At 60.4% G+C, this 15,843-nt stretch carries 15 protein-coding genes and 1 pseudogene; 2 read left to right on the top strand and 14 right to left on the bottom strand.

Annotation, left to right across the window (positions count from 1 at the left end):
• Positions 1 to 10: 10 nt before the first annotated feature.
• The 12 genes and pseudogenes from GHK62_RS13390 to GHK62_RS13335 form a co-directional block, all read right to left on the bottom strand.
• A complete protein-coding gene (locus GHK62_RS13390; protein ID WP_153439688.1) occupies positions 11 to 1,042 on the bottom strand; it encodes a capsular polysaccharide export protein, LipB/KpsS family in 1,032 nt (343 codons plus the stop codon).
• A 96-nt stretch (positions 1,043 to 1,138) separates the two neighbouring features.
• Complete coding sequence (locus GHK62_RS13385) at positions 1,139 to 1,915, bottom strand: ABC transporter permease (protein WP_184108492.1); 777 nt, start codon at positions 1,913 to 1,915, stop codon at positions 1,139 to 1,141.
• 221 nt (positions 1,916 to 2,136) lie between these two features.
• On the bottom strand, positions 2,137 to 2,352 hold the full coding sequence (locus tag GHK62_RS13380) for a hypothetical protein (RefSeq protein ID WP_153439674.1): 216 nt from the start codon (positions 2,350 to 2,352) through the stop codon (positions 2,137 to 2,139).
• A gap of 40 nt (positions 2,353 to 2,392) precedes the next feature.
• Complete coding sequence (locus GHK62_RS13375) at positions 2,393 to 3,505, bottom strand: sulfatase-like hydrolase/transferase (protein ID WP_268833744.1); 1,113 nt, start codon at positions 3,503 to 3,505, stop codon at positions 2,393 to 2,395.
• Positions 3,445 to 3,597, bottom strand: a pseudogene (locus GHK62_RS34840) (sulfatase-like hydrolase/transferase); the annotation flags it as partial. The gene GHK62_RS13375 and the pseudogene GHK62_RS34840, both read right to left, overlap by 61 nt.
• A gap of 66 nt (positions 3,598 to 3,663) precedes the next feature.
• Positions 3,664 to 4,632 carry an ABC transporter ATP-binding protein gene (locus tag GHK62_RS13365; RefSeq protein ID WP_153439671.1) on the bottom strand — a complete coding sequence of 323 codons (969 nt, stop codon included), beginning with the start codon at positions 4,630 to 4,632 and terminating at the stop codon, positions 3,664 to 3,666.
• A gap of 3 nt (positions 4,633 to 4,635) precedes the next feature.
• A complete protein-coding gene (locus GHK62_RS13360; RefSeq protein ID WP_153439670.1) occupies positions 4,636 to 5,646 on the bottom strand; it encodes an ABC transporter ATP-binding protein in 1,011 nt (336 codons plus the stop codon).
• Between the two features lie 2 nt (positions 5,647 to 5,648).
• On the bottom strand, positions 5,649 to 6,566 hold the full coding sequence (locus GHK62_RS13355) for a dihydrodipicolinate synthase family protein (protein WP_153439669.1): 918 nt from the start codon (positions 6,564 to 6,566) through the stop codon (positions 5,649 to 5,651).
• Between the two features lie 10 nt (positions 6,567 to 6,576).
• Positions 6,577 to 7,488 (bottom strand): ABC transporter permease, encoded by a 912-nt coding sequence (locus GHK62_RS13350; RefSeq protein WP_184108456.1) that lies wholly within the window; start codon positions 7,486 to 7,488, stop codon positions 6,577 to 6,579.
• On the bottom strand, positions 7,454 to 8,413 hold the full coding sequence (locus tag GHK62_RS13345; protein WP_153439667.1) for an ABC transporter permease: 960 nt from the start codon (positions 8,411 to 8,413) through the stop codon (positions 7,454 to 7,456). Before GHK62_RS13345 ends, GHK62_RS13350 begins: the two co-directional genes overlap by 35 nt.
• Positions 8,414 to 8,586: 173 nt before the next feature.
• Entirely contained in the window at positions 8,587 to 10,173 is a 1,587-nt protein-coding gene (locus GHK62_RS13340; protein ID WP_153439666.1) for an ABC transporter substrate-binding protein, read from the bottom strand.
• A gap of 23 nt (positions 10,174 to 10,196) precedes the next feature.
• Positions 10,197 to 10,925, bottom strand: a complete 729-nt coding sequence (locus GHK62_RS13335) for a FadR/GntR family transcriptional regulator (protein ID WP_153439665.1) — start codon at positions 10,923 to 10,925, stop codon at positions 10,197 to 10,199.
• A 194-nt stretch (positions 10,926 to 11,119) separates the two neighbouring features.
• On the opposite strand from GHK62_RS13335, the gene GHK62_RS13330 reads away from it, so the two are divergent.
• Both GHK62_RS13330 and GHK62_RS13325 read left to right on the top strand, forming a co-directional pair.
• Positions 11,120 to 12,028, top strand: a complete 909-nt coding sequence (locus GHK62_RS13330) for a dihydrodipicolinate synthase family protein (RefSeq protein ID WP_184108493.1) — start codon at positions 11,120 to 11,122, stop codon at positions 12,026 to 12,028.
• A 17-nt stretch (positions 12,029 to 12,045) separates the two neighbouring features.
• Positions 12,046 to 13,509, top strand: coding sequence for a sulfatase family protein (locus GHK62_RS13325; RefSeq protein ID WP_167528232.1), 1,464 nt, complete (start codon positions 12,046 to 12,048; stop codon positions 13,507 to 13,509).
• Between the two features lie 526 nt (positions 13,510 to 14,035).
• Here the strand turns inward: GHK62_RS13325 and GHK62_RS13320 are convergent.
• Both GHK62_RS13320 and GHK62_RS13315 read right to left on the bottom strand, forming a co-directional pair.
• Positions 14,036 to 15,124 (bottom strand): nucleotidyltransferase family protein, encoded by a 1,089-nt coding sequence (locus GHK62_RS13320; protein WP_167528235.1) that lies wholly within the window; start codon positions 15,122 to 15,124, stop codon positions 14,036 to 14,038.
• 437 nt (positions 15,125 to 15,561) lie between these two features.
• The coding region (locus tag GHK62_RS13315; RefSeq protein ID WP_272950338.1) for a formyltransferase family protein at positions 15,562 to 15,843 on the bottom strand (282 nt) is incomplete at its 5' end.

The raw sequence follows: 15,843 nt of genomic DNA, 5'->3' as shown, positions 1-15,843 counted from the left end.
ATGACAACGTTTATGAACCCATTTGTTCCGAGCGCATCCTTGCAAGAACATCCAAGGCCTGCTCGATCTCAATTGGCATCTTAGTGACGGGATCGAGGTATCGTGGATAAAGGATGTATGAGGCGGCAAACACTTGATCGATCGTCAATTTTCTACCGCGGCGCGGATTGGGCTGCCGATCGTCCGTCAGCCCCCAGCCGGAGTAAAAGGGGCAACCGATCGTCGTTACTTTGATGCCACGGAGCAACGCCTCAAATCCCGACAGCGACGTAATGGTGTAGACATGGTCAACCGTCTCAAGCGCATCAGCGAGGCTGATATCCTCATCGAGGATCATCGCAATATCACGGACACGTTCCGGATTCGATTCCGCTGCCGCAGTACCCTTCAGGACTTCGGGATGCGGCTTGTAGATTACTTGCGCCTGCGGATTTTCCAATCTGGCCAAGCTTACTAGGTCATTGTTTGTGACCTTCTTCGAGCAGCCGTAAGCGATCGATGCGTCGCGCTCCACCTGGCCTACGACAAGGATGCGCTTCCGCGTTTTTTCCCCGTAGACGGAGATGATGTCGAGTGAACGGCCAGAGTTATATTTGCTAAGTCTGCTGGAAACCAGCCGTTTTCGGGTGACTCTTGCTCTCTCCATCAAAGCCTGATCGCCCTCAAAATCGTAGGTGCTAAGAATCTCCTCCAATTCGCTTGGGCTCGCGGCGTTGAAGTACATGTCGCGCGCGTCGAATGTCAGGGAAAGGGGCGGCGTATGCAAGGCCCCGAGCGCCACCGACCGAAGAAACCCATCCTCGACATAGTGGAACGGAATGGCGTGATACGCGCAGAATTCCTTGAGGTTGGCTGGACCCTTATATTGCCATGCAAGCACTTTGGCGCCAGGACATTTAAGAAGCTGCCGCTTCCAGTACAGCTCGAACTCAAGTGGCCATTGTTTCGCGCCGGCAAACCTCAGCTCATGTTGCGGAAACCAGTCATGCATGAACGTTTTCCACCTGCTGAAGCCAAATAAAAAGATAGTAGGGGCTGACAAACTCGTTCCTCTGTTGATTGCGGCGCAACGGCGAAAACCTTCCATCTGCCACGCCGAAGCTCGCGACTTAGACTGATTCCGCGCTGTTCTTAGGCACTAAAGCCGGTCCTCGCGGATCTCCCTCATAGAGGAGGTCAATAAGGTCAGTCCCAACACAAAGCACACGAGTGCGATTTCGATTACATACCCCTTATCCAAGCCGTCGGCGCGGTATTCCGGGTAAACGCCGCTACGGAACCACATAATGATGTGCACCAAGGGATTGTAGAGCATGAAATCGCGAAAGGGATTCGGCAGCGATTCTGGCAGAAAGAAGACGCCGGAGATCATGAACAGCGGGCGGTTCACAATGCCAAAAATCTGCTCGTAAAGTGGGAAGCGGGCGAACATAACGATATTTATTGTGCCGATGCCAAGCCCAAGCATAGCCGCCGCACCCGCTGCCCCAGCCATGCCGGCCGTGTCCATCGGTTGGGTAACGCCGCTAAGCTCCACGATCATGAATAAGATAACGAGGGTCACAAGTGCATCGGTCATGAACTGCAGAATGAAACGTGAGACTATTGCATCAAAGGGTGAGACGACAGGATAGGAGAGCAGCGCCTTGTTCGCCTTCATCGTGCCGGCCATGAACGAGGACATGCGCTGATAAAACGTGAAAGGGAGATAACCGCTCGCGAAGAATAGCGGAAAGCTCAGACCCAGCGCCGGCATGCGGGCGATCGCCTGAAAGATCACGGTCATCATCGCGACATGCGCTACCGGGTCGAAGATCGCCCAGAGATAGCCACCCGGCTTCGAACCGTAGCGCGTCGACATTTCGCGAACAATTAGCGCCGCAGTCACTCTGAAATGTTGCTCGATGAGCTTCACGTCTTGCCTCGCGTCGATGGTCTGCGATATGGGCTTCGGCCGGCATATTCCACAAATGGCGCATCCTGGCAAATCTTTGGCAGGCGCGAAGACGCAAGCGACCTTTCCACAAAAAAGACCGCCTTGACCATTTTCGATCACGGCGGCCAAGGAGCCCCACTTTCCTTGGGTCATTTTCCTGGCACGAACATGTGGAGCACCCGGTCATGCCTCTCGCCAGCTCAATCCGGGGAGTTCAGTTGCCCGCCACGGAGAGCGGTTTCGGTCGGATTGGCGCTGGTGACATCGAACTGGCCTGAATGCGTCCGCCACTCACCATTGAATTTCGCTACGCAATCGCGGAGCGGATTTTGGTATTTCGCCGCCTCGTCGATCAGTGCGGATCGCATGCGTGAGAGTAACTCGGCGCAGTCGGCCTCGGCTGCGAGGTTGCGCATCTCACCCGGATCGCTGTCGAGATCGTAGAGTTAATCCATATCACCGGGCGAGAAGATATATTTGAAGTTGTCGTGCGACACGAGGATGCGCTGGGAATAGGGGAAAAGCAGGCCGTGATACTCGGCGAGCAGATAGTCCCTGCCTGCTGGCTTTTCCCAAGTACCTGCGCAGACAAGTCCTCCGCCTGCCGAGGCGCGTAACTGACGCCGAGCAACGACAGGGCCGTCGGCAGGATGTCCATATTGAGTACCAGGCCGTCCCGCCTGCCGCTTTGCAACGATGGATGGCTGAAGACCAGGGGCACCCGCATGGCCCCGTTATAGGGCAAACCTTTATCGATGAGCCCGCCATGCCATGCGCGCCGGTCATATCGCCACGGTCCGACGTGAACACCACAAGCGTATCCTTGGCCAGACCACTTCGGTCAACGTAGTCGAGCAGCCGGCCAATCTCATGGTCGAGCATGGTCATAAGGTCGCAATAGTAGCCGATATACCCGACGAGCTCCTCCTTGGTTCTCGGGTGGTTGCGATAGAAATCATCGCTCGCGCTTAACGCGCCGCGGCTTGCTGAGAGATCGTCCGAGAAATTGCTCCAGGGCGCAATCTTCGTACGGTCGGTGACACCATAGAATTCGTCCGAGATCAGGTGTGGCCCATGCGGATCCCAATATTGCACGGTGGCGAAGAAGGGATCGCTTCCACCTGCCAGATCCTGCAGCATGCCGATGATCTGATCGGTCAGGAAATAGCAGGGCGTCGACGCCTGCGGGCCTGACCATCGGCTGGCCGCCATGGTCTGCTGGTCGGGGTTGAAGTAGAGCTCCGGTTCGATGCGGTAGCTCAGATTGTTCGACGAGAGATAGTCCTTAAATGCCTTGGTCTTGACGATGTTGCCGTAGCCGGCCGGCGCGTTGCCCTCGAAACCGTAGTCACCCGGACCTTTCTCAACGCCTACGTGCCATTTGCCGACAAAGCCGCAGCGAAAGACGGCGCGACGAAGATCATTGTGCATTAACCGCTCCAGCCGCGCCAATTCACGGGCGAGCGCATGATACATATCGCAATTGGTGCCGTGCTCATGCCGTGGGGGAAGGCGTAATCGCCGGTGAGCATCGAGGCGCGCGACGGAGTACAGAGCGGCGAGGTGCAATGGGCCCGATCGAAGCTCACGCCATTCTCGATCAACCGATCCAGGTTCGGCGTCTCCACTGGAACCGTCTGTGCGGCCCAAGGCAGTCCCATCGAAGCTGATCGACGCCGATGAAGAGCAGGTTCTCCATGGTTGAGATGCTTCCCTATTCCTTCGGATCAGTCGAGGTCGTCACGGGTGCAGGCCTTGAAGTGTCCTTTCGCCGTTTCTCGCAGGGTCGGCACTATGCTGGCGCACGCCTCGATCGCGACCGGGCAGCGGGTGCGAAAGACGCAGCCGCTGGGGGGATTAGCCGGGCTTGGTATGTCACCCTTGAGGATCTGCCGGTTGGGGCGTTGCAAAGGATCGGGCGAAGGAGCGGCCGAGAGAAGCGCACGCGTATAGGGATGCTGCGGGCTGGCATAGAGCTTCCGGCTGGGCGCCATTTCCATGATCCGCCCGAGATAGAGGACGATGACGGTATCGGCGACGTATTCGACCACCGCAAGATCATGCGCGATGAACAGCATGGTAAGGCCGAGGCGCACCTGCAGGTCACGCAGCAGGTTGACGATCTGCGCCTGGATGGAGACATCGAGCGCCGAGACCGGTTCGTCGGCGACAAGCAGATCAGGCCCCAGCGTCAACGCCCGTGCAATGCCGATCCTCTGGCGCTGCCCGCCGGAAAACTCGTGCGGATAGCGGGAGATCGCATCGGGCGGCAGGTCCACCGATGCGAGAGCCTTGGCGGCCTTCGCGATCCGCTCGGACTTTCTGCCGATACGCTGAATATCCAGCCCTTCGGTGAGAATTTCACCGATGGTCATGCGCGGCGAGAGGCTCGCAAAGGGATCCTGGAAGATATACTGAACGCGCGCATGCAGGCGGCGAAGTTCGCGGCGGCTAAGGCTCGTCGTTTCGACACCATCGAAACGAATGCTGCCGGAGGTCGGCGGGACCAACTGCGCGACCATGCGGCCGATGGTGGTCTTGCCGCTGCCCGACTCGCCGACGAGGCCAACAACCTCCCCGCGCCTGATGTTGAACGAGACGTCCTGGACGGCGCGGACGACCGGTCCGCGCCCGAATGCCACCGGGGCGAAATCCTTGGTCAGCCCGCTGACCTCAAGGAGCAATTCATCTGACATCGTTCAGATCTCCTGCCAGCGAATGCAGCGACTGAACTGGCCCTCGCCGGTTTCGACGAGCGGCGGGTAAGCCGCGGAGCAGGCGTCGATCCGAAAGGGGCAGCGCGGCGCGAACGGACAGCCTTCGGGCAGGTTCATGAGACTTGGAACCGATCCGGCGATGGTCGGCAGCGGCGTACCCGCCTCCTTTAGACGCGTTGCTGTTCCAAGCCGCGGCACAGAGCGCATCAGCCCCTTGGTGTAGGGATGGCGCGGATGGCCGAAGACCCGCGCCACGCTACCGGTCTCGACGACCGAGCCGGCGTACATGACTGCCACGCGATCGGCGATCTCGGCCACGACCCCGAGGTTATGGGTGACGAACAACATGCCCATGCCGCGTTCCCGTTGCAGATGGCCGAGCAAGTCGAGGATCTGCGCCTGGATGGTGACATCGAGGGCAGTTGTAGGCTCGTCGGCGATCAGCAGCGTCGGGTTGCATGCCAAGGCCATGGCGATCGTTGCCCGCTGCCGCATGCCGCCCGACAATTCGTGCGGATATTGCCCGGCACGCCGGCGCGGATCGGGAATGCCGACATCCTCCAGCCGCTGGATGGCATCGGCAAGGGCCTCCCGGCGGGACTTGCCCGAGTGAATGCGGATCGGCTCGGCAATCTGCTCACCGACAGTATAGACCGGATTGAGGCTGGTCAGTGGCTCCTGAAAGACCATGCCGATATCGTTGCCGCGCACCCGACGCAACGCCTCGCCGCCGATGCTCTGAAGTTCGACGACCTCACCCGTCTTGCGTCTAAGGCGAAGCGTTCCCGCGGCGATACGGCCGACTCCGCGCGGTAGGAGACCCATGATCGACAGGCTCGTCACCGACTTTCCAGAGCCGGACTCGCCGACCAATGCCACGGTTTCCCCCGTCGCCACGGTGAGATTGAGGTCGCGCACGGCGACGATCTCGCGATCGGCAATCCGAAAAACCGTGGTCAGTCCGGAAATTTCGAGGATCGGCGCCACACTCATCATCAGTCCAGGAGGCCGGTTTGACGCAGGATGCGATCGATGATCGCTGCCTCTTCGTCATTCAAGGATCGTTGCGGACGGGCCATGATGTTGGTGTCGATAACTCCGAGCCGGCGCATGGCGGTCTTGAAGGCACCGACACCGGCGGAGCCGGCGCTGGTTCGCGGCAGGCTGACCCAGACCATTTCGAAAAGCCGACAAAGCCTCTCCTGTTCCTGGCGTGCGGCCGTGAAATCGCCCGCCTGGCACAAATTCCACAGGCGCACATAGCCGTGCGGATCGACGTTGCCGAGGCCCGGCACGATGCCATGCGCGCCCATGTTCACGACGCTATCGGCGACAATTTCGGATCCGGTCATGACGAAGAAGTCGGAAAGATCGGCAGTGTCTGCCATGACATACCGAAGATTGCCGTCGTCACCGCTTGAATCCTTGAGACCGACAACGGTGCCTTCGCGCGCGAGCGTAACGGTGGTTTTCCGCTCGAGCTTCGTGCCGACGCAGACCGGAATGTCGTAGGCGATCACCGGTATCTCGACCGCCTCCCGGATGTAGCGGAAGTGGTCGATGGTCTCGGACTGATTGGTGCGCGTGTAGAATGGGGCGGTCACGACGACCGCGTCGGCACCTGCCGACTGCGCCGCCCGTGCGTGAGCAATCACGCGCTCTGTTGTGGGGTCGATTACTCCGACCAGGATCGGCACGCGACCGCGCACCCGCTCGACCGCATGTTCGATGATGCGCCGCCTTGTGGCTTCGTCATGGAACACGACCTCGCTGGTCGAGCCGAGCACGAACAGGCCGTGCACGCCACCGTCGATGAGATGGTCGATGACACGCGTGAACGAAGGATAATCCACTTCGAAGCTCGTGGTGAGCGGGGTGACGACAGGAGGGATGACGCCAGTAAAGAGGGGCATTGCAGACCTTTCACTTGAGTTCGGAGCGCGGGTCGAAGGCATCACGAAGCCCATCGCCCACGAAGTTGATGGCAAGCACGGTGACGACGAGTGCCGCGCCGGGGAACATCCATTGCCAGGGGTAATTTTCGAGGACATGCGTCGCGCGGGCGGCGTTCAGCATGTTGCCCCAGCTCGCCTCCGGTGGCGTGACGCCGAGGCCGAGGAATGAGAGGCCTGCCTCCAGCAGAATACCGTTCGCCACCTGCAGCGTGGCATAGACCACGAGGATATCGATCGTATTGGGCAGGGCGTGCCGAACCAGCAGGTGCCTGAGGCCCGCGCCCATACCGCGCGACGCCACGACGAAATCACGCTCGCGCAGTTCCAACAACCGGGCCCGGACCATGCGCGAGAGCACCGGCCACGACAGCAGTGAAATCACGAGGATCGTCGGCATGACGCCGCTCCCGACGATCGAGGCGAGGACCAGGAGGAAAATGATCGGCGGCAAGGTCATGGCAAGGTCCACGAAGCGCATCGTAGCTCCGTCGACGAAGCGCCCTCCGAAGCCTGCGACGGCGCCGATGAGGAAGCCGATGAACGTGGAAATCACCATTGACGCTGTGGCCACGAGCAGCGAGATCCGGCCGCCCTGCATGAGCCGCGCCATGATATCCCGCCCCACGCCGTCACTTCCGAGCCAGTGGGCCGACGACGGCCCCTGGTTCATCGCCAGGAGATCGATGTCGTTGGGTTTGTAGGGCCACCACAGATCATAGGTAAGGGTGAGCATCAGGATCGGAATCAGGATGGCCGCACCGGCCACGGCCGCACCGTTGTCGAGAAAGCGCGACATCGCGCGGCGAATGGGGCCGGCCGAACGCGTCTTCGTCAGACTGGTCATCTTACGCCACCTTGATACGCGGATCGACAGCGGCATAGGCGATGTCGGTCAAGAGGTTGACGAGAATGACGCAGGCGCCGGTGAGCAGCGTCGCACACATGATGACCGGATAGTCGCGCCGGACCACGGCGTTGATCATCAACAGGCCCATTCCCGGCCAGTCAAACACGCTCTCTATGAAGATGGCGCCCCCGATGGCGATACCGATCGTGGATCCAATCACCGTGATCACCGGCAGCAGTGCATTGCGCACGGCATGTTTGACGATGACCCAGAACTCGCGAACGCCCTTGGCGCGCGCCGTCCGCACGTAATCCTGCGACAGCACCTCGAGCAGCGAGGAGCGCATGTAGCGCATGATCAGCGCACCATGGCCAATAGACAACAGAGCGGCCGGCAGGATCAGGTGCGCCAGCAAGTCGCCGACGGAGAAGGGAGCGCCCGGTGTCAGCATGCCGCCGGCCGGCACCCACCGCAAGACGACCGCAAACACATAAAGTCCCAAAAGGGCCGTCAGGAAGGCCGGGCTCGAGATGCCGACGAAGGCCGCCGTCGACAGCGAGAGATCGGCGAGCTGGTTGCGGCGGACGGCGGCAAGGATGCCGGCTGCTATCCCCACGGCGACGGAGATGGCAAGCCCGCTGAACATCAAGAGGATCGTCGGCCCGATGCGGCCGAGGACGAGTGGCAGCACCGGTTCGCCGCCGCGCTGGATGGAATAGCCGAAATCTCCGGTCACGGCCGCACCAAGCCAGGCGAAATACTGCACCGGCAGCGGCTGATCGAGGCCGAGGCGCGTGCGCAGCGCCACAAGGTCGGCGGCTGACATCGGGACCGACGGGTTGATGTAGGCATCGATGGGGTCGCCGGGCGTGAGCCGCAGCAGCGTGAAGATGAGGACGGTCAGGGCCAAGAGCATGAGCAGGCCGACGACGGTGCGGCGGAGGACATATTGCAGCATGTTTCACCAACAGGTCCCTACAGCGCCGCGCGTCTTATCAGACGCGCATGACGCTGTAGCACTTTGAATTGCTGCATGTTTTTCATCCTTAAATCGGCGACGATTTGAGAAAACATGCAGCAGGGGATGCGGCCGGACTTGATCGTTCGACCGCCCCTTGGCCCCGCCCCCCATTATGGAGCGATATCCCACTTCTCCGGGTGGGAGACGAATGGACCGCCGGCCGGAGCGGGCGTCCAGAAGAAGTCCTTGAGCTTGCTGGACACGACCCCGTAACGGCTCGCGACCCACATCGGGCTCCAGGGAAGCTCAGCGTTCATTTCCTTGCAGACCTGTTGCCACTTGGCGTCGGCCTTGGCCGGATCAGTCTCCGCCATCGCCGTGTTCAATGCATCGGTGAGTTGAGGCATCTCGACACGCATGATGTTGTTGCCGGCAGGCGGGATCTGAGCGGCGTTGAGCCCGATGTTGAGCGACGCCGGGTTGGGGCCGTTCTGCAGGCCCGCGTAGACCAGCGGGAACTCCTGCCACTTTTCGCTACGGACGATGCCGTTGTAGCTAGGGACGTCGAGGGCGCGCGGGACCACGTTGATGCCAACCTGCGCGAGCATGGCCTGGATTGCCGCCATGACGTTGGCGACCTGCGGCGTATTATAGTAGGTAAGCCACGGGATCGCCTTGTCGCCGTTGATGTCGTCCCAGCCCGCCTCATCGAGCAGTTCCTTCGCCTTCTGCGGATCGTAGGCATAGTCGTCAAGGCCGTTCGGAACGAGCCGCGGCACGACGTAGCCGCAGTTGGCGAGCTTTGCCGCTCCGCCAAACAAGCTCGAGATGATCGCGTTTCGATCGATGGCGTGCATGACCGCCTGACGCACGCGAAGGTCGTTCCAGATTCCAGCCTTGTGATTGAAGCCGATGTAGTTCACCACATAGGAGTCGCCCTCGATGATCCGGAAGTCGTCCTTGCCTTTGAAAGTCTTGGCGTCATCGGGCTCGGCGAAGGTGAACTGGATCTCTCCCGCAGAAAGTGCCGAGACGGCCGCAGCTGCATTGGCAAAATACCGATTGATCAGGCGATCGACCTTCGGCTTGCCGCCCCGATAGCCGTCATAGGCAGCCATTTCGACATACTGATCGCTTACATACTTCACGAACTTGAACGGACCGGTGCCGACAGGTTTTGTCGACCACCACGGGCTCTTGGCGGCTTCCTTGATGTCGATCTTCGACAGGGCGTGCTCCGGCAGCATCATCACCTGCGACAGAACGGACAGGAAGGCCGAGTTGGGCTTGGAGAGCTTGACGACCGCCGTGTGTTCGTCAGGAGTCTCGATCGACGCGATGTCGGCGAGCCGCGCGGCGAAAATACTGCCGCTGTCGGCGTTCTTGGCGAATTCCAATGTGAACTTGACATCCGCCGAGGTGAACGGCTCGCCGTCATGCCATTTCGTATCGACGAGCTTGAAGGTGTAGGAAAGACTGTCTTCACTGACGGCGAAGTCGGACGCGAGCGCGCCTTCGAGCTTTGACAGATCGGATGTGTAGATGACCAGCGGCTCGAAATATGTATTGAGCCAGGTAAAGCCGGCGGTGGCCGTCAGCGGATTGAAGTTGCCCGGGAATCCGCCCGGCCCCACATCGAACCCACCGACGATGGTCTTCCCCTCCTGCGCCAGAACCGGCGTGGATACCATCGCGGTAGCGCTGGCAAAAGCAAAGGCTGCCGCCGCCAGAAGGCGGCCGAAATTCCGTCGATGCATGCTCTCCTCCTCCTTTATACGGTTTATTGCTGGACCGGCTCGACCTCCTCGGGTCGGTTCATCGCGATAACCCTCTTGATTCCAGAATAGTGGTCACTGAGGCGCCTGCGGGCGGCCTCGACATCTCTGGCCGCGACGGCTTCGACGATCTCGTGGTGATCGCGCCACGTGGCCAGAGGCGTCGGATTAGTCAGATTTGCGATGCCGGAAGCCTTGTAAAAGGCAGACCAGAAGATATCGATCAGCGTGCTCAGCATCTTGTTGTTCTGGCAGCGGAACAGAAGCTGGTGAAATTGCTGGTCTTCTTCGGCAAAGCTTTCGCCGCGCTCCGCGCGCTCGCGCATGCGATCGGCAACATTCCGAAGCTCGGCAATATCCTCCTCGCCGATCACCTCGATGGTTCTGTCGATAAGTCCCGTTTCCAATACGCGACGGATCTCTTGCAATTCCTCGACGTCGCGCAGCGAAGCCTGCAGGCCATAGGCAAGATTGTCCAGCAATGGCGCAAACGAGAATTCCTTGACGAATACCCCGATGCCGCGCCGCGTCTCGAGGATGCCAACCGATTCCAGCGCCTTGATCGCCTCGCGCACGGAGTTGCGCCCGACGCCCAATTGTTGCGCGAGGAAAGTCTCCGGCGGCAGGGCGGCCCCAGCCGCGAGATTATTGTCCTCGATATAGCTGCGCAGGCTCTCCTGCACGCTGACGTGAAGAAGCGGCGGACGCGCCAATGGCTTTATCGGCTTTGCCAAGCATCACTCCTTGCGCATAAAGCTTCCAACAAGGTTGAGGTATATCGACTTGTAGGATATCTTGCAAGTCTATAAATGAACAGCTAATGGATTCAGCCGCCGGCAAACCTGAAGCTCAGGTGAATCCGAGGCCGCAAAGGAGGTAAAGTGTGGCAGCCGCAAAGTTCGCACGACGGGATGGTCGCTGGGGCCGCATTCGCGGAAATTGGGCGACGCTCATCTTGCCGATCAGCGACGACGATTCGATCGATTTCGCGCGCCTCGCCGACGAAATTGATCACCTGATCGCAACTGGCGTGGACGGCATCTACTCCAACGGCACTGCGGGTGAATTCCACAATCAGACAGAGGAGGAGTTCGACGCCATTCAGCTGCTGCTGGCTGGTCGCTGCAAGCGCGCGGCGATGCCTTTCATTATCGGTGCCTGCCAGGCCGATCCCCGGATCTCCCTGGAACGCGTGCGCCGGGCGGCAAGACTCGAGCCCGAGGCAATCCAGGTCATCCTGCCGGACTGGTGGCCGGTGACGACAACGGAGGCAACGGATTTCCTTAGGATGGCCGTGGAGGCGGCCGGCTCGATACCGCTGGTCCTCTACCATCCGCCGCACGCCAAGCGCGTCTTTACTCCGGCCGAGTTGGCCGCGATCCTCACACCGGTGCCTGAGGTCGTGGGCGTCAAGCTCGCAGACGGAGATCTGAGCTGGTACGAGCAAGCCCGCCAGCACCTCGGCGCGTGGGGAATCTATGTTCCGGGGCACCACCTTGCGACAGGCGTCAAACAGGGCGTTGCCGTTGGGGCATTCTCGAATGTCGCCTGCCTGAATCCATCCGGAGCACAGCGCTGGACCGCATCGATGGCCAGCAACATCGAGCGGGCACTTGATGTGGAGCAACGCCTACGCACTTTCCTCGAAGTCCACATCACACCGCTGGCCAAGGTGCACGGCTATTCGAATGCCGCACTGGACAAATTGCTGGCGGCGATCGGCGGATGGACGGACATCGGCACCCGGTTGCGACGGCCGTATCGTTGGCTCGACCCGGGGATCGTGTCGGGACTGCGGGAGAAAGCCAAAGCCGCCCTCCCCGAAATCATGCTGTGATTGTTGAGGTAAGTATCATGACGCCGCCGAACATTTTGATGATCATGACGGACCAGCAACGCCGGGATACGCTTGGCGTCTATGGCTGCGACTGGATTCCCACGCCTAATCTCGACCGGTTGGGTGATGCCGGAGCGGTCTTTGAGCACTGCACCGTCGACAACCCCATCTGCACCCCCTCGCGCGCCAGCATTCTTACGGGCAAGCCCGTGCGGGGCCACGGGGTTGAGCGGGTACACGACAATCTGCCCCCGGACGAAGTGCTTTTCACAGAACGACTGCGGCGGGAAGCCGGGTACCGCACCGCGCTTTTTGGCAAACTCCATGTCAGCAGCCGCCTCAAGGAAGAACACGAGCGGCACCCGCATGACGGTTTTGATATCTATGAATGGTGCCTGGAACCGTCGGTCGCGATGGAAAGCCGGTTCAACGGCTACACCGCTTGGCTTCGCGAAACCGCACCGGACTTCCTCGCTGCGCTTCAGCGCAACGGTCGCGGCGAGCTTCACCACCCGGAGGCCCTGCACATGAGCAAGTGGGCGGCCGATCGGACCATCGCGTTCATTCAGTCGATGAAGGCTGAACGGCAGCCATTTTTTTGCCTGATGAGCCTTTTCGATCCCCATGATCCCTACGAGGACCACCCGTCCACGTTCAGGAATCGAATAAACGCAGCGAAGATTCCTGATCCGGTCGTTTCGCGCACGGCGCAACCCGAATGCGTTGTCCGCGAGCAACAGGGTTCCTATCTCGGGCGTCTCGCGGACTTCTCTCCGGAGGAAATCCGCAAAATCCGTACTGGTTATGCCGCCTCGATTGCGTTCCTCGATGAGCAGGTCGGCCGCGTCTTAAGCGCGCTGGACGATGCGGGCTTGACTGAAGACACACTCGTCATCTTCCTGTCCGACCACGGCGACCAGCTTGGCGACCATGGGCTCTTCGTCAAGGGAGTGGCACTCTATGAGCCGACGGTCGGAGTGCCGCTCTTGCTGCGCTGGCCAGGCCACATCGCCGCTGGCACCCGGTGCAGTGCACTTGCACAGGGCCGCGACGTGGCGGCCACGTGCCTCGCAGCCGCAGGGCTCGAAACGCAATCATGCTCGCAAAGCGAGGATCTCGTGGCGATGACGTTGCGGAATGCGGCGCGGCGCAATAGTGCAATCTGCGCGTACCGCAACTCCGGTGTAAACGAGAACGGCACTTTCTGGGATCCGCCGATGCAAGCAACCATGGCGCGAGATCAACGCTTCAAGCTTACGCTCTACACCAGCGGCGGTTCAAGCCAACGAGAGCTGTTCGACCTCCAGACCGACCCATGGGAAACCTTGAACCTCTCAGGCGATCCCGCCTACGCCGCAATCGAGCTCATGCTGCTCAACAACATCACTTCGTTTGTCCAGGATGAAGCAGCTTCGGCACCACCACGCGCAACATCGTCCATTCCCGATGCGACCCAGCGGCTGCGGAACAAAATCAAGTAACGCCGCCACTCTTAATCATCCGCGCCCAATGCGCTTGCTCGTAGTCGTGGCGGCCCATCCGGGCAAGCCGGTGCGCTGGCCAACTGCGCGAAATGCAAACGCTATCCACAGATGCCGGCGAGGTTTCACCCCCAAATTTCATCCCTGCAGTTCCGCAATTTCCTCCATAAATGCAGGGATGATCGAGCGTTGAAGTTATGCCGCTGATTTCGGCGGTTAAAGGGCTGGTTGATCTCATTTGATCAACTCGATGCCGAAGACCGGATTGGTTCCTGTGTTGTCTCGTATAACCACAACCGTTCGATCGAGATCAGTGTTTGTGGAGGCAGAACCTGACGCCACAGGCAGTTGAAGGCGATCCGGTTCAGCAGGCGAGGACAGGGCGCGAAACCTTGTGGCCTAAATCGAAGCCGCCCCAAATCCTATCGATGCTCCTCTCGGCAGTGCCCGCTCCCAAATAGGAACACCTAAGATGTAGTGCCGCAGCGTCCGAACGTCATTCCGCCACTTCTCCTAATTCCATTCCTCAGAACGGCATGGTGATGTCTTCACCGATTTCGATCGCCCCTGTCCTGAGGCAGTCACTGAGGCGGTCCCTAGCATCGTTCGTGAGCATGGCGGCCCCTCCTCGAATTCCTTCCTGCCATGCTGGCCCGCGTTCCCATGCCTCGTTGTAAACGAGCGCCAGGTCGGAAGCCCTGCGCGTCTGCAGGAGCGCCTCGAACAGAAGCCCTGCTTGCTTGATGTCTTTGTCCCTCTTGATCGCGCTCTGGCCGTCGTTGTGCCGGCGCGTGGCAACGATGAGCTTATGGACAGCGTACCGAGACGGCTCGGGAACTGTCACAGGGACACCTGACTTGTGGAGCAGCATCGTTCGAACCGGATCCCGGATGAGGAAATCGAGGAATCGAAGCGGGTCTGCGCTTGCGCCGCCAAGGGCAGGCATCTTCGCAGGTTGGTCGGTGTAGTCGTCACTGCCTCGGTTTGAGGTCAGGAACTCGACCCTGTATCCGGAGCTGGTGACGAAAGCGGACGAGGCCGCAGCCCCCGATCGATGCGGGACAGCCCGGAAGCTCGGATCGATGGACTGCAGCAACTCGACAATCGGCGGCAGGCTGTCGTGGACTTCGTGGCTGATGGCGAAATCCTGGGCGATGTCGACATCACCAGTGAGAACCACGGACGAGGGAAGGCGCACTGACAGGATTCCAGCATAGGTCTGGAAGGCGATCGTCCCAACGAGGACGGCGCGAAGCCGGAAAAGGCCTGCGGCAGCGAGAGCCTCAACGATGTCGCCGGACATACGATCCGGCGCGACCATGCCGCCTTCGCGGGTAAGGGTCGTCACGATGCGACGGCGGGCGCGAAGGTCGTCTTTCTGAACCTGGAACTCTTCGACGCGCTTCGCGATCTCGGGATCGTCCGCGGGACCGACATAGCGACGTGTCCTGCCGCCGGAGCCATCCGGGATGTCGAAATACCAGTATTTTCGCTGCTTGACGGTGACAGGCGTGAAGCGGCCCTCTGGAGGGAAGTCCGCTGTCCATGCAGCGTCAAGCGACCGCTGGCCCAGCTCGGCAAGCATAGTCTGGTACATGAGATCGATTGGCTTCAGCATAGGCGACATCCCGTCGTTATACCTTTTCGCGAAGAAGGTATAACCGAGCCGGGCGCCGCGTTCAAGGGCCATGAATTCGAGAAAGAATTCGAGCCGATCCATCAGGAACGCTCGCAGGCTCATCGTACCCCGACGATATCGAAAGCGTGAAACATCTCGCAAGCGAAGGCATGGCGAGAATAAGCTCTAGGCGCTCGCCTCGGGGAGCAATGCGTGCGCCCCCTTTAAAGAGGCCGCCTTGACCATTTGCGATCAAAGCGGCCAGGTGGCCCCACTGGGAGGTGAACTTAAAACTCCACGCTCAACCTTTTCGAGTTCGGCGAAGAACGCTCTGCATTCTTTCTCCGAAAATATGGTCCCTTTCCGGACAGATATGCCGACCGGATGCGCGTTCCTGATCGACGCCTTTCTCAGCCACCATTTTCGCCTGTTGCTCAGCCCATCCGCTCTGACGCGTAGCTTCCCGGACTCGGCGGGAAGACGACGACGCGGTTGCCGTTGATGAAGCAGCGGTGGTGGATGTGGGCGTGCACGGCGCGGGCGAGCACCTGGCTCTCGACGTCGCGGCCGATCGAGACATAGTCCTCGGCCGACTGCGCGTGGGTGATGCGGGCGATGTCCTGCTCGATGATCGGACCCTCGTCGAGATCGGCGGTGACGTAATGCGCCGTCGCGCCGATCAGCTTGACGCCGCGCTCATAGGCCTGCTTGTAGGG

This window comes from Sinorhizobium terangae (genome assembly GCF_009601505.1).
GTDB lineage: Bacteria > Pseudomonadota > Alphaproteobacteria > Rhizobiales > Rhizobiaceae > Sinorhizobium > Sinorhizobium terangae.
Note: the sequence above shows the minus strand (reverse complement) of the source record. Positions and strands in the feature narration are given on the sequence as shown.